Here is a 12,614-nt window from a genome sequence, read left to right as displayed (position 1 = left end):
TCCAGCACGGCCCGATTATCCGGGCGTCGCAATCGCTGGAATTTCACCATTCCTTATTGACCATCATACAAGTCGTTTCTCAGTCGTATCGGGACAGACATTCCCCGATGATCCGATAACGATACGTCGCTCCCCCGCACCATACGATTTAAAGCTCTCAAATTTTTTCGGAAAGCGTTCATGCAATCGAATCAACGGTGCGCTGTCTTCATTGACGGCGCAAATCTTTATGCCACCACCAAAGCCCTCGGCTTCGACATCGACTACAAGAAGCTTCTCAAAGATTTTCAGTCGCGTGAGACGCTGATCCGCGCATTCTACTATACGGCGATGATTGAGGACCAAGAATACTCCTCGATTCGGCCGCTGGTCGATTGGCTCGACTATAACGGCTACCGCGTGGTGACGAAGCCCGTCCGGGAATTCACCGATGCCGCCGGCCGCCGCCGGTTCAAGGGCAACATGGACATCGAGCTGGCCATCGATGCCTTCGAACTCGCCCCGCGGATCGACCACATGGTGCTGTTCTCGGGGGATGGGGATTTCCGCTCCCTCGTCGAGGCGATGCAGCGGCGCGGTGTTCGCGTCACCGTGATCTCCACCATCCAGACCCAGCCGGCGATGATCTCCGACGAGTTGCGCCGGCAGGCGGACGAGTTCGTCGACCTGTCGACCCTCGCCTCGCGCATCGGCCGGGACCCGGGGGAGCGCCCGCCGCGCCCGGCCGGCGAGACGCCGACGCGCCATCGCGCCGAGACACGGCCGAATTTGGAGAACCGCTACGGCATCCGCCAGCCGGATCCGGACGAGGAATAGGACCCTCAGGCGCCCTGGGCGGCCTTGAGCCACGCCACCACCTGCCGGGCGCTCTCGTCCGGCGGGAAGACCGGGTAGAAGAGGTGGCTCACGACGCCGTCGTCGATCACCAGCATGAGGCGCCGCAGCAGGGTCTGCCCGCCGGCCTCGAAGGTCGGCAGGCGGGCCGCCATCGCCAGGGCGCGATGGGCATCCGACAGCAGCGGGAAGGGCAGGTGAAGGCGCGTCGCCGCCTCCTGCTGGTACGCGCTCGTCTGGGTCGACAGGCCGAAGACGTGATCGACGCCGAGGTCCTTCAACTCCCGGAAATGATCGCGAAAGTCGCAGGATTGCGGCGTGCAGCCCCGGGCACCGGGGATGGCATCCCAGTCGGCGGTGAGGGCCGGCTTGTCGGGCTCGCCGGTGCGCGGATAGGCATAGGCCACCGTGCGGCCCGGGAGCTTCGCCAGGGAGACCGTGCGGCCGTCCGTGGCGCGCAGGGCCACATCGGGCAAGCGGGCGCCGCGGAGATGGTCGGCGCCGCCGTCATCCTCCGGCACCGGCAGGTCGGTGGGCAGGCTCTGCAGGTTCGTCGCCACGGTAATCCTCCCCTCCCGGTTGTGGGGGGATCGTATCGCGCGCCTTGTATCTTTGCGAGCGCAGTGAGGCGATGACGGAGCGAGGGACGCCCCTCACCCCCTGTCGCGCAGCAGCCGGGCCTGATCGCGCTTCCAGTCGCGCTCCTTCACGGCCTCGCGCTTGTCGTGGGCCTGCTTGCCCTTGCCCAGACCGAGTTCGACCTTCGCGCGGCCACGCTCGTTGAAGTAGATCTTCAGCGGGACGACCGTGTAGCCCTGGCGCTGGGTGGCGCCGATCAGCTTGTCGATCTGCCGGCGATGCAGCAGCAGGCGGCGCGGTCGCTTGGTGTCGTGGTTGAAGCGGTTCGCCTCGAGATATTCGGGGATGTAGGCGTTGAACAGCATCAGGTCGTTGCCGGAAGGGCCGGCATAGGCCTCCCCGATCGTGGCCTTGCCGCCGCGCAGGGACTTCACCTCGGTGCCGGTCAAGGAGATGCCGGCCTCGAGGGTGTCCTCGATGGAATAGTGGTAGCGCGCGGCCCGGTTGTCGGCCACCACGCGCCGCCCGGGCTCCGTCTTCGGCGCCATGCGATGGATCTCTCTTCTTCTCGCTCAGCCTTCCAGGAGGCCGGCGTGGCGCAGGGCGGCATCCACGATCCGGCGGGTCTCGTCCGACACGGTCACGAGGGGCAGGCGCAGCTCCTCGCTCATGTGGCCGAGTCGCGAGAGGGCGTACTTCACCGGGCCGGGATTGGCCTCGGCGAACAGGCCGGCCTGGAGCGGGAACAGCCGGTCCTGGATCGTGAGCGCCTTCGCGTAGTCCCCCGAGAGCGAAGCCTCCTGCAGGTCGGCGCAGAGGCGTGGGGCGACGTTGGCCACCACCGAGATGCAGCCGTGGCCGCCCTGGGCATTGTAGCCGAGGGCCGTCGCATCTTCGCCTGAAAGCTGGATGAAGCTCTCGCCCATGGCCTGGCGCTGCTGGCTGACGCGGTCGATCTTCGCGGTCGCGTCCTTCACGCCGACGATGTTCTTCAATTCGAAGAGCCGGGCCATCGTCTCGACGCTCATGTCGATGACGGACCTGGGCGGGATGTTGTAGATGATGATCGGGATACCGACCGCGTCGTTGATCGCCTTGAAGTGGGCGTAGAGACCGCCTTGCGTCGGCTTGTTGTAATACGGGGTCACCACGAGCACGGCGTCGGCGCCGGCCTTCTCGGCATGCTGCGCCCGCTCGATGGCCTCGGCCGTGCTGTTGGAGCCGGCGCCCGCCACGACGGGCACCCGGCCGCCGGCCTCGTCGATGCAGGCTTCGACCACCCGGTCGTGCTCGGCATGGGTGAGGGTCGGGCTCTCTCCGGTCGTGCCCGTCGGGACGAGGCCGTGGCTGCCCTGCTCGACCTGCCACCGTACGAACTTTCGGAAGGCCTGCTCGTCGAAGGCGCCATCACGGAAAGGCGTCACCAGCGCGGTCATCGAGCCCCGCAGGCGGGCGGTCGTCTCGGTCATCTCAGGCGTCCCAGGGGAGTCGTACGGCCGTCTCGCCGCCATTCACCCGCGCCGTGCCGGCGCGAGCGCGCAGACATAGGGGTTCGTGCGGCCCCGCGCAAACGGATCCGTGACACGGTTAACGGGGTCTTAATCAGTCTCCGCCCAAGCTGTGTCCTTCACGCTGCCGTTGCGGAGAGGTGAGGTCGTGATCCGAGCCATCGCCTGGAAGCGCCCGCACCTCACGGTCATCGCCCTGGCGGCGGGGGTCGGCGCCGCCCTGGCGGGACCGGCCGGCCCGGAGACCGCCCCGCCCGCACTCGCTCAGGCACAGGACGGTGTCGAGGCCGGGGGCGATGGCCTCAAGGCTGAGGCCGCCCGGGGCGACGAGGCCGAGCGCAAGCCCGCCGCCGCCTCGGCCTATGCCTCAGCCGATCCCGACGCGGCTATCACCTTTCCGATGCCGGACGCCGCGGTGGCGCCCGCCGCCCCGGTGCCTGAGGTGCCCGACCTTGCCCGGCCCAAGGCCACCGGCGAGACCGACCTGACCCTCTTGCGGGGGGCGATCGACCTCTATCGCAAGGGCAAGGTGTCCGACGCGGACAAGATGGCCGAGGGCTTCACCGACCCGGCGGCCCGGGCCCTCCTGCAATGGGTGGCGATCCGCGCCGGCGCCGGGATCGGCTTCGAACGCATCGTGGCCTTCACCCGCAGCAACCCCGATTGGCCGGGCGGCTCCCTCCTCCGCCGCCGGGCGGAGGAGACGCTGCTTAGCGAGCACAAGGCGCCCGCCACGGTGCGGGCCTTCTTCGCCGGTTCCCGGCCGGCGAGCGCACCGGGCAAGTTCGCCCTGGCCCTGGCCCTGCGCGCCGACGGGCTGGAAGCCGACGCCGACGACCTCGTCCGGGACCTGTGGCGCACGGAAAGTTTCGGCCGCAGCCTGGAAGCGAAGGTGCAGGACGGCTTCCCCGGCGTGCTCACCCGCCAGGACCACCGCTACCGGATGGAGCGGGCCCTCCTCAAGGAGGATTGGGAGACCGCCGGGCGGGCGGCCGGCTATGCCGGTGGCTCCTACGCGAGCCTCGTGCGCGCCCGCCGGGCGGTGGAGGACAAGAGCTCCGGCGCCGCCTCGGCGCTGGCCGCCGTCCCGCCATCCCTGCGCAACGACGCGTCCTATCTGTTCTCGCGCGCCCAGTATTTCCGCCGGGCGGACAAGGCGGTCGAGGCCGCCGCCGTGCTCGCCGCGGCGCCGACCAACCCGGACGTGCTGGTCGATGGCGACGAATGGTGGGTCGAGCGCCGGATCGTCGCCCGCAAGCTCCTCGACGCGGGGGATGCCAAGACCGCCTACGCGGTGGTCAGCGGCCATTCCGCCCGCAGCCCGGAAAAGCGGATCGAGGCCGAGTTCCATGCCGGCTGGATCGCCCTGCGCTTCCTCTCGGATCCGGAGAAGGCCGCCGGGCATTTCGCGCAGGTGGCGGCCCTGGCCGAGGGGCCGAACTCCCTCGCCCGGGGGGCCTACTGGCAGGGCCGGGCCGCCGAGGCGATGGGGCGCGCCGACGAGGCCAAGCGCTTCTACGAGAAGGCGGCGGCCCTGCCCGTCGCCTATTACGGCCAGGTGGCGCGGGCGAAGCTCGGCCAGACGAGCCTGCCGCTCCGCGCCGTCCCGGCCCTCGAAGGGGCGGAACGGCAGGCCTTCGACGACAGGCTCTCCATCCGGGCCCTGCGCCTGCTGGAGCAGGCGGGCCTGCCGGACCTCGCCCTGCCCCTCTACATCGAATCCGCCCGGGCCCTCACGGACGCCCGGGAGATGCAGGCGCTCGGGGACGTCGCCACCGAGACGAAAGACGCCCGCGCCCTGGTCTCCGTGGGCAAGCTTGCCCTGCACCGGGGCCTGCCGCTGGACGCCCACGCCTTCCCGACGATCGGCATTCCAGACTACGAGTCCTTCACGGCCGTCCCCCAGGTGGAGCGGGCGATGGTCTACGCCATCGCGCGGCAGGAGAGCCAGTTCGACGCCCGGGCGCGATCCGGCGTGGGCGCCAGGGGGCTGATGCAGATGATGCCAGCCACCGCCCAGCGCACGGCCAAGCGCGTCTCCACGTCCTTCGACCCGGACAGGCTGACGAGCGACCCGGCCTTCTGCGCCAAGCTCGGCCAAGCCCATCTCGGCGAGTTGATGGAGGACTGGCGCGGCTCCTACGTCCTGGCCTTCGCCTCCTACAATGCGGGCGGCGGCAACGTGAAGAAGTGGATCGACGCCTACGGCGATCCCCGCAAGGGCGGCATAGACGTGATCGACTGGGTGGAACGCATCCCGTTCACGGAGACGCGCAACTACGTCCAGCGGGTGATGGAGAACCTGCAGGTCTACCGCACCCGCCTCGACAGCCGCAGCGCGCTGCTGATCGAAGGGGACCTTCACCGGGGCGCGAAATAGCCCCGCGGGACAGGTTCCGCCGGCCCTCATCGCGGCCCCGCGGGACCCGTCGCGGACGCCTCCCACCCTTGTGGAAAACTCCGGGGAAACCCACATTCCGACCAACGCCACAGCGTCCTTGACGGCTGTGGAAAACGCGGTCTAAATGAGAACAAATGACGAACAAACGAGCCCTGTCCTGGTCGGCCGCGCTCCGCGACCTGAAGGACGATCGCTTACGGAGGCAGGACGTGCGTGAGGAACGCCTGAGAACGGCACAGGGTCTGCGGGGCTCCCCCGCCCTGGCTCTGTCGGCCTGGCGCGGACGGTCGGGCCGGCGCTACGTCGTCGGCATCCATCCCGCCGGCGAGTTCGATCCGGAGGAGATGACCGAGGCCGTCACGATCGCCGTCCGGCGCGACGGTTCGGGCATCGCGCAGATGGTGTCGGTGGCGAGTTCGGGGGAGAGCCCCCGGGATCACCTGCGCCGGGTCTGGCTCGACAGGGCCCGCCGGAGCGGTGCGACCGAGGTCCATATCCACCGCCTCGCCGAGGACGAGCGCGAGCGCGGCGTCATCGTGGAGGATCTCCGCCCGGATACAGCCGAACCGCGGCAGGTCTGACACGGCCCTTCCGCCCCGGGGCGCGTGCCCGAGGTGCTCGCGTCCAAAACCCTTGCGCCGCGACGGGAAGCCGGGATAGGGCCGCGGGCCGGATGACACGGCCCTCGGAGGGACGGCGCGCATGACGCAGGGGATGGACGGTCGGAGCGGGGCCGCGGACGCGGCCTCCCGTCAGGTGAAACGCCGCGGACGGATCGGGCTCTTCCTTCCCTATGTCCTCCTCGCCATCGTCGTGCTGGGCTGGTCCGGCGCGTGGTTCTGGATCCGCGGAAGGGCCGAGGGCGAGATGGACGCGTGGCTGGCCCGGGAGGCCGCCGCCGGGCGCACCTGGACCTGCCAGGACCGCAGCCTCACCGGTTTCCCCTTCCGCCTCGAACTGCGCTGCGCCGCCGTGACGCTCAGCCGGTCCGACGGCAGCTTCCGCCTCGGTCCCGCGACGGCCGTAGCGCAGATCTATCAGCCCCGTCTCGTCCTGTTCGAGAGCCAGGGCCCGTTCCATGTCGAGCAGGGCGGCCTGACCGGAGATGCCTCGTGGAGCGCCCTGCAGGGCAGCTTCCACGGCGCGGCGGAAGGTTTCACCCGGGCTTCCCTGGTCGTCGACGGTCCGAAGGTGACCGTCGCGGGTGCGGAGCCCCAGCCGATTTCCGTCGCCGGCCGACATCTGGAAATCCATGCCCGGCCGTCACCGGCCCGGTTCGAGTCCGACGGGGCCGTCGACGTGAACCTTCAACTCGCCGAGGCGGCCATCCCCGCCCTCGATACCCTGACCGGCGGCAATGCCCCCGTCGATGCTTCCCTCGATGCTACCCTCGACCGGGCGACGGTGCTCGGCACCGGGGCGCTGCCGAAGGAGCTGGAGAAATGGCGCCGGGCCGGCGGCCTCCTGCAGATCGCCGCCCTTTCCCTGGCCAAGGGGGATCAGCGCATCCAGGCAAGGGGACAGGTGGCCCTGGACGAGGCCCATCGGCCCACAGGGCAGATCGACCTGCGGGCGGCGGGCGTCGATGCCTTGATCGGCAACGTCGTCGGGCAGCGGTTCGGCTCGAAGGAAGGCGCCCTGGTCGGCCAGCTCGTCGGCGGCCTGCTCGGCCTCGGCCGCGGGGCGCCGCGGGCGGCGGATCAGGCCCAGACCCCCGGCGCCTCCGGCCCGCCCCTCAAGCCGCTTCCGCCCCTCAAGCTGGTGGACGGGCAGGTGCTGTTCAGCGGTTTCCCGATTCCCAACGTGCGGGTGCCGCCGCTCTATTGAAGCCGGGTGCGGCTTAGTTCGCATCCTCAGCCGGCCGCGGCCGGCCGAAATCCGGAGCCGCCGTATCCTGTCCCAGGGCGACGATGCTGCGCCGGATCGCCCGGGTGCGGGTGAACATGGCGTGCAGGGCATCGCCGTCGCCCCAGCGCACGGCCCGGGCCAGGGCGGCGAGGTCCTCGTTGAAGCGGCCGAGCATCTCCAGCACCGCGTCGCGGTTGTTGAGGAAGATGTCCCGCCACATGGTCGGGTCGGAGGCGGCGATGCGGGTGAAATCGCGGAATCCGCTCGCCGAGAATTTGATGACCTCGGACTGCGTCACCGCCTCCAGATCGGCGGCTGTGCCGACGATGTTGTAGGCGATCAGGTGGGGCACATGGCTCGTGATGGCGAGCACGAGGTCGTGATGCTCGGGGCTCATCGTCTCGACGAGGGCGCCCATGCCCTCCCACAGGCCGCGGACCCGCTCGGCGGCTTCGTCCGGCGTCCCCTCGGGCGGGGTCAGGATGCACCACCGCCCGGCGAACAGCGTCGAGAAGCCGGCATCCGGCCCGGAATACTCCGTTCCCGCGATGGGGTGGCCGGGCACGAGGTACACACCCTCGGGCAGGTGTGGCTGGACCGCCGCCACCACGGATCCCTTGACGGAGCCGACATCGGAGACGATGGCGCCCGGCTTCAGGTGGCGAGCCATGGCCTGCGCGACCGGCCCCATGGCGCCGACGGGTACGCAGAGCACGACGAGGTCGGTGCCGGCGGCACCCTCCGCCGGGTCGCCGGTCACATGGTCGGCGATGCCGAGTTCGCGCACCCGGTCCCGCACGGCCTCGTCGGTATCCACGGCGACGATCTCCCGGGCCAGCCCGTAGCGGCGGGCGGCGCGGGCGATGGAGGAGCCGATCAGCCCGAGGCCGACAATGGCGAGCCGGCCGATCGCCGGCGACGGGGTCCCCGCCTCAGCCACGGGCGCCCCGCACGAACTCGCCCAGAGCTGCCAGGAAGGCGGTGTTGGCCTCGGCGTCCGCCACCGTGACCCGCAGGGCGTTCGGCAGGCCGTAGGCGGTGACCCGCCGGGTGATGAGCCCACGCTCGGTCAGGAACGTGTCGGCATCCCCGGCGGTGCGGCCGGGCGTCTCGGGGAAATGGATCAGCACGAAGTTCGCCACGCTCGGCGTGACGTCGAGGCCCAGCGCCCGCGCCCCGTCGATGAGCTTGGGCAGCCACTCGGCGTTGTGGGCGGCGGCGGCGGCCATGTGCGCCTCGTCGGCGATCGCCGCCGCGCCCGCCGCGATGGCCGGACCCGAGACGTTGAACGGCCCCCGGATCCGGTTGACCGCATCCGCCACGTGGGCGGGCGCCAGCATCCAGCCGATCCGCACGGCGGCGAGGCCGTAGATCTTCGAAAAGGTCCGCGTCATCACGACGTTCTCGGCCTCGAGGGCGAGTTCGAGCCCGGCCGTATAGTCGTTCGCCCGCACGTACTCGGCGTAGGCCCCGTCGATGACGAGGAGGACGTGGGGTGGCAGGGCGGCATGGAGCCGGCGGATCTCGTCGAACGGCAGGTAGGTGCCGGTCGGGTTGTTGGGGTTCGTCACGTAGACGATCCGCGTGCGTTCCGTGACCCGAGCCAGGATCGCGTCCACATCGGTCGTGAGATCGCGCTCGGGGGCGACGACGGGGGTGCCACCCGAGGCCAGGATCGCGATCCGGTACACGAGGAAGCCGTGTTCCGAGTAGATGCCCTCGGCACCCGGCCCGCAATAGGCGTAGGCGAGCAGCGAGAGGAGCTCGTCCGAGCCGGCTCCGCAGACGATCCGCTCCGGATCGAGCCCGAACCGCTTGGCGATGGCGGTGCGCAACGCCGTCGCACGCCCGTCCGGGTAGGTCTCGAGCTTGCCCGTTGCCTCATGGAGGGCGGCCACCGCGGCGGGGCTCGGCCCGAGGGGCGTCTCGTTGGAGGACAGCTTGTAGACCTTGCCGCCGCCCGGCTTTCCGCTCTTGCCGGGGACATAGGTGTCGACGGCGAGCACGCCGGGGCGTGGTTCCGGGCGGAGGGCGGCAGAGTTCATCGGGGCGGAGGACATGGAGCAGGCCGGTCGGCGTGACGGATGCGACGATGCGGTCCCTGTACAGCATTTCGACGGACGGTGAAGCTATGCGGGCTCCGCAAGGGTGCGTCCGGTGATCCCGCCGGGACAGGCCGGCCCACCGGTTCCGTTCCTTTGGTCCCCATCAGGCACCGGTCCCGATCCGGACGATTCCCGGCCCGGCCGAGATGTGTCCCCGGGGGATACTCGGCCGCCATGGTACTCGCCAGATCCGGTACTTGCCCGGCGGGTAGTCCGTATAGGGTATGCGCGGTGGGGTACTTCTGGAGGAAGAAATGTCGCGGGGCACCAGCCATGTTTCGGCCGGTTGATCCTTCATAAAGCCCTTTGTCGGACGGCTCGAACGGCCGTCGGACCGACCGGGATTTGAGAAAAATGCTGGACGATCTTCTTCCAAGCACCCTCTTCGTAATCGGAATTCTCGTGTCCGTCGCCGCGGAATTGCGCCTGCGGCGGGCTGATACCGGCTCGTTTTCGAATGGCTGCATCACCGCGGCGGGCGCGGGGCTGGTCTTCGTCGCCTGCGCCGCCGCGATCCGTTGAGGTCCGGCTCGACCGATCCGCGTTGACGCTGCCGGAGCGGGCCATTACCTCCGGCCGGTGCCGTATGGTGGACCGCGTCCCGCGGCACCACCGGACCATGCGGTGCGCCGCCGAAGACCCGCGATGGATACCCGATTGGATACGGCCCCAAGGCCGGACGCCCCCGAACGGACTGCCCCGCGCCCCGCGGAGCCGTCCCAATCCCTGGATCCGAAGAGTCTTGTCGCGCGCTTCGGCGCCGACACGCCGCTCCTGACGGATGCGGGGGTGCGCCTCGCGCCCTTCCAGATCGCCTACCAGACCGCCGGCACCCTGAACGCCGACCGGTCGAACGCGGTGCTGATCTGCCACGCCCTGACCGGCGACCAGCATTTCGCCCATACCCATCCCCTCACCGGCAAGCCCGGCTGGTGGGAGACCCTCGTCGGACCCGGCAAGCCGGTGGATACCGACCGCTACTTCGTCATCTGCTCGAACGTCGTCGGCTCGTGCATGGGCACGACCGGCCCGGCCTCCATCGATCCGGACACGGGCAGGCCCTACGGGCTCGGCTTCCCCCTCGTGACCATCCGCGACATGGTGCGCGCGCAGGCGATGCTCCTCGACCATCTGGGCATCGACAGCCTGTTCCTTTGCATCGGTGGCTCCATGGGCGGGATGCAGGTGCTGCAGTGGGCCGCGCTCTACCCTGAGCGGGTCTTCGCCGCCATGCCCATCGCCACCGGCGCCCGGCACTCGGCGCAGAACATCGCGTTCCACGAGGTCGGCCGGCAGGCGATCATGGCCGACCCCGCCTGGGCCGACGGGCGGTACCTGGAGGAGGGCACGCGCCCGGCCAAGGGGCTCGGCGTGGCGCGGATGGGCGCGCACATCACCTACCTGTCGGAGCCTGCGCTCCACCGGAAGTTCGGCCGCCGCTTCCAGGGGGGCTCCGCGCCGACATTCTCGTTCAACGCCGATTTCCAGATCGAGAGCTACCTGCGCCACCAGGGCCTTAGCTTCGTGGAGCGGTTCGACGCCAACGCCTACCTCTACCTCACCCGGGCGATGGACTATTTCGACCTCGCCGAGGACCATGGCGGCGTCCTCGCCAACGCCTTCCGCGGCACGAAGACCCGCTTCTGCGTGATCTCCTTCACCTCCGACTGGCTGTTCCCGACGGCCGATTCGCGGGTGATCGTTCACGCCCTGAACGCGGCGGCCGCGCCGGTCGCCTTCGTGGAAGTGGAGACCGACAAGGGGCACGACGCCTTCCTCCTCGACGAGCCGGCGATGTTCGCCGCCGCCCGCGGCTTCATCGACGCCGCCGCCAGGGCCCGCGGCCTGTGAGCGACGGCGCGCCCCATCACCGTCCCTGGGAGACGACGGAGACCCTGCCCCGGGAACCGGCCGGCGCCCGGGTCGATCACCTCGTCCTCCTCGACCTTGTGCCCGCCGGGGCGCGGGTGCTCGATATCGGTTGCGGCGACGGGGCCCTCCTCGCCCTCCTGCGCGACAGGCGGGGCATCGACGGCAGAGGGATCGAGCTGTCGCGGGAAGGCGTCAACGCCTGCCTCGCCCGGGGGCTGCCGGTGATCCAGGGCGACGCCGACACCGACCTCGCCAACTACCCCGACGGGGCCTTCGACGTGGTGGTCATGTCCCAGACCATTCAGGCAACGCGCCAGCCGCGGGAGGTGTTGGAGCATCTCCTGCGCATCGGGCGGCACGTCATCATCTCCTTCCCCAATTTCGGCCACTGGCGGGTGCGCACGGAACTGGCGCTGCGAGGGCGGATGCCGGTCACCGACCTCATGCCCGACGCGTGGTACGAGACCGCCAACATCCACCATTGCACGATCCGCGACTTCGTCGGCCTGTGCCGCGTCCTCGGCGCCCGGATCGAGACCGCGGCGGCCTTGGATTCCCGCGGGCGTGCCATGCGGGTCGCCCTGCCGTGGTGGGTCTGGAACCTGTTCGGCGCGCAGGGCGTGTTCCTGCTCAGCAAGGACGGTCGGCCAGTCGCCTAGAGAATGCTCTCAGGCGGCGGCGGGGGTTGTCTCAGGACCGCGGCGCGGCGGCCGGGGCCTCGGCGGTGGACACGTGGTAGCCCGCCCCCGCGAGGTCGGCGAGGGCGCCCCCGACCAAGACGTTGGAGGCCGCCTCGATCCGCTCTTGGACCAGCGCCTGAAACTCGGTCCGTGGCAGGCCGGGGGCGATGGGCGGCAGGATGTCGATGATCGCCTTACCCGGCCGCCGGACGAGGCTGTTGCGAGACCAGAACAGGCCGGTGTTCAGCGCGACCGGGACGCAGGGGACGTTAAGCGCCGCGTAGAGGTGCGACAGGCCCTGCTTGTAGGCCGGCGGCGCCCCCGGCGCCCGGCGCGTCCCCTCAGGGAACACGATGAGCTGCGCGCCGCCCTGGATGGCCTCGGCCGCGGCGGCGTTCATCAGGCTCATCGCCCGCGTGCCCTTCGAGCGGTCGATGGCCACCATGCCGCCCCGGGACAGGTACCAGCCGATCAGCGGGATCATGAGCAGTTCCCGCTTGAGGACATAGGCGAAGTCCGGAAACACCGTGCACAGGGCGAGCGTCTCCAGGGCCGACTGGTGCTTCGCCGCCACCAGGGCCGCCCCCGCGGGGATATTCTCCAGCCCGCGGAATTCCACATCCGTCCCGGCAACGTGCCGCAGCAGCCACAGGGTCAGCCGCCCCCAGGTCCGGGCAAGGCGCAGGACCGCCCGGCGCGAGACCAGGGCGGGCAGGCCGAAGACGGCGAGCAGCGTCGTGGCGATGTAAAAGCAGAGGTTGAAGGCGAGGGAGCGCAGGGCAAGCAT

General features: G+C 70.2%; 13 protein-coding genes. 7 read left to right on the top strand and 6 right to left on the bottom strand.

The window, feature by feature from the left end:
• Window positions 1–180: 180 nt before the first annotated feature.
• Window positions 181–816: a LabA-like NYN domain-containing protein gene (locus MFF22_RS20065; RefSeq protein WP_238251664.1), complete on the top strand. Its 636-nt coding sequence runs from the start codon at window positions 181–183 to the stop codon at window positions 814–816.
• A gap of 5 nt (window positions 817–821) precedes the next feature.
• Here the strand turns inward: MFF22_RS20065 and MFF22_RS20060 are convergent, their stop codons facing one another.
• The 3 genes from MFF22_RS20060 to dapA form a co-directional block, all read right to left on the bottom strand.
• Window positions 822–1,394 (bottom strand): peroxiredoxin, encoded by a 573-nt coding sequence (locus tag MFF22_RS20060; protein ID WP_238251662.1) that lies wholly within the window; start codon window positions 1,392–1,394, stop codon window positions 822–824.
• Window positions 1,395–1,487: 93 nt separating this feature from the next.
• Entirely contained in the window at window positions 1,488–1,961 is a 474-nt protein-coding gene (gene smpB, locus MFF22_RS20055) for an SsrA-binding protein SmpB (RefSeq protein WP_238251660.1), read from the bottom strand.
• Between the two features lie 24 nt (window positions 1,962–1,985).
• Entirely contained in the window at window positions 1,986–2,882 is an 897-nt protein-coding gene (gene dapA / locus MFF22_RS20050; RefSeq protein WP_238251652.1) for a 4-hydroxy-tetrahydrodipicolinate synthase, read from the bottom strand.
• 187 nt (window positions 2,883–3,069) lie between these two features.
• Here dapA and MFF22_RS20045 point away from each other — a divergent pair, with 187 nt between their 5' ends.
• The 3 genes from MFF22_RS20045 (at window position 3,070) to MFF22_RS20035 (ending at window position 7,149) form a co-directional block, all read left to right on the top strand.
• A complete protein-coding gene (locus tag MFF22_RS20045; protein WP_238251650.1) occupies window positions 3,070–5,301 on the top strand; it encodes a lytic transglycosylase domain-containing protein in 2,232 nt (743 codons plus the stop codon).
• A gap of 155 nt (window positions 5,302–5,456) precedes the next feature.
• The gene (locus tag MFF22_RS20040) at window positions 5,457–5,903 is read left to right on the top strand and encodes a hypothetical protein (RefSeq protein WP_238251648.1); all 447 of its coding nucleotides are present in this window, start codon (window positions 5,457–5,459) and stop codon (window positions 5,901–5,903) included.
• A gap of 121 nt (window positions 5,904–6,024) precedes the next feature.
• The gene (locus MFF22_RS20035) at window positions 6,025–7,149 is read left to right on the top strand and encodes a DUF2125 domain-containing protein (protein ID WP_238251646.1); all 1,125 of its coding nucleotides are present in this window, start codon (window positions 6,025–6,027) and stop codon (window positions 7,147–7,149) included.
• A 13-nt stretch (window positions 7,150–7,162) separates the two neighbouring features.
• Here MFF22_RS20035 and MFF22_RS20030 read toward each other — a convergent pair whose 3' ends face one another.
• The gene (locus MFF22_RS20030) at window positions 7,163–8,110 is read right to left on the bottom strand and encodes a prephenate/arogenate dehydrogenase family protein (protein WP_238251643.1); all 948 of its coding nucleotides are present in this window, start codon (window positions 8,108–8,110) and stop codon (window positions 7,163–7,165) included.
• The gene (locus MFF22_RS20025) at window positions 8,103–9,215 is read right to left on the bottom strand and encodes a pyridoxal phosphate-dependent aminotransferase (protein ID WP_238251731.1); all 1,113 of its coding nucleotides are present in this window, start codon (window positions 9,213–9,215) and stop codon (window positions 8,103–8,105) included. The genes MFF22_RS20030 and MFF22_RS20025 overlap by 8 nt, the downstream gene beginning before the upstream one ends.
• 414 nt (window positions 9,216–9,629) lie before the next feature.
• Between MFF22_RS20025 and MFF22_RS20020 the strand changes: the two genes are divergently transcribed.
• From MFF22_RS20020 to metW, 3 genes are all read left to right on the top strand, one after another.
• Window positions 9,630–9,797, top strand: a complete 168-nt coding sequence (locus tag MFF22_RS20020) for a hypothetical protein (protein ID WP_238251641.1) — start codon at window positions 9,630–9,632, stop codon at window positions 9,795–9,797.
• Window positions 9,798–9,920: 123 nt separating this feature from the next.
• Complete coding sequence (gene metX / locus MFF22_RS20015; protein ID WP_238251639.1) at window positions 9,921–11,126, top strand: homoserine O-acetyltransferase MetX; 1,206 nt, start codon at window positions 9,921–9,923, stop codon at window positions 11,124–11,126.
• On the top strand, window positions 11,123–11,806 hold the full coding sequence (metW, locus tag MFF22_RS20010) for a methionine biosynthesis protein MetW (protein ID WP_370877484.1): 684 nt from the start codon (window positions 11,123–11,125) through the stop codon (window positions 11,804–11,806). The genes metX and metW overlap by 4 nt, the downstream gene beginning before the upstream one ends.
• 31 nt (window positions 11,807–11,837) lie before the next feature.
• Here metW and MFF22_RS20005 read toward each other — a convergent pair whose 3' ends face one another.
• Window positions 11,838–12,614 (bottom strand): lysophospholipid acyltransferase family protein, encoded by a 777-nt coding sequence (locus tag MFF22_RS20005; protein WP_238251637.1) that lies wholly within the window; start codon window positions 12,612–12,614, stop codon window positions 11,838–11,840.

Source organism: Methylobacterium persicinum, assembly GCF_022179525.1.
Lineage (GTDB): Bacteria > Pseudomonadota > Alphaproteobacteria > Rhizobiales > Beijerinckiaceae > Methylobacterium > Methylobacterium persicinum.
This window is presented reverse-complemented; position numbering and strand designations above follow the sequence as displayed.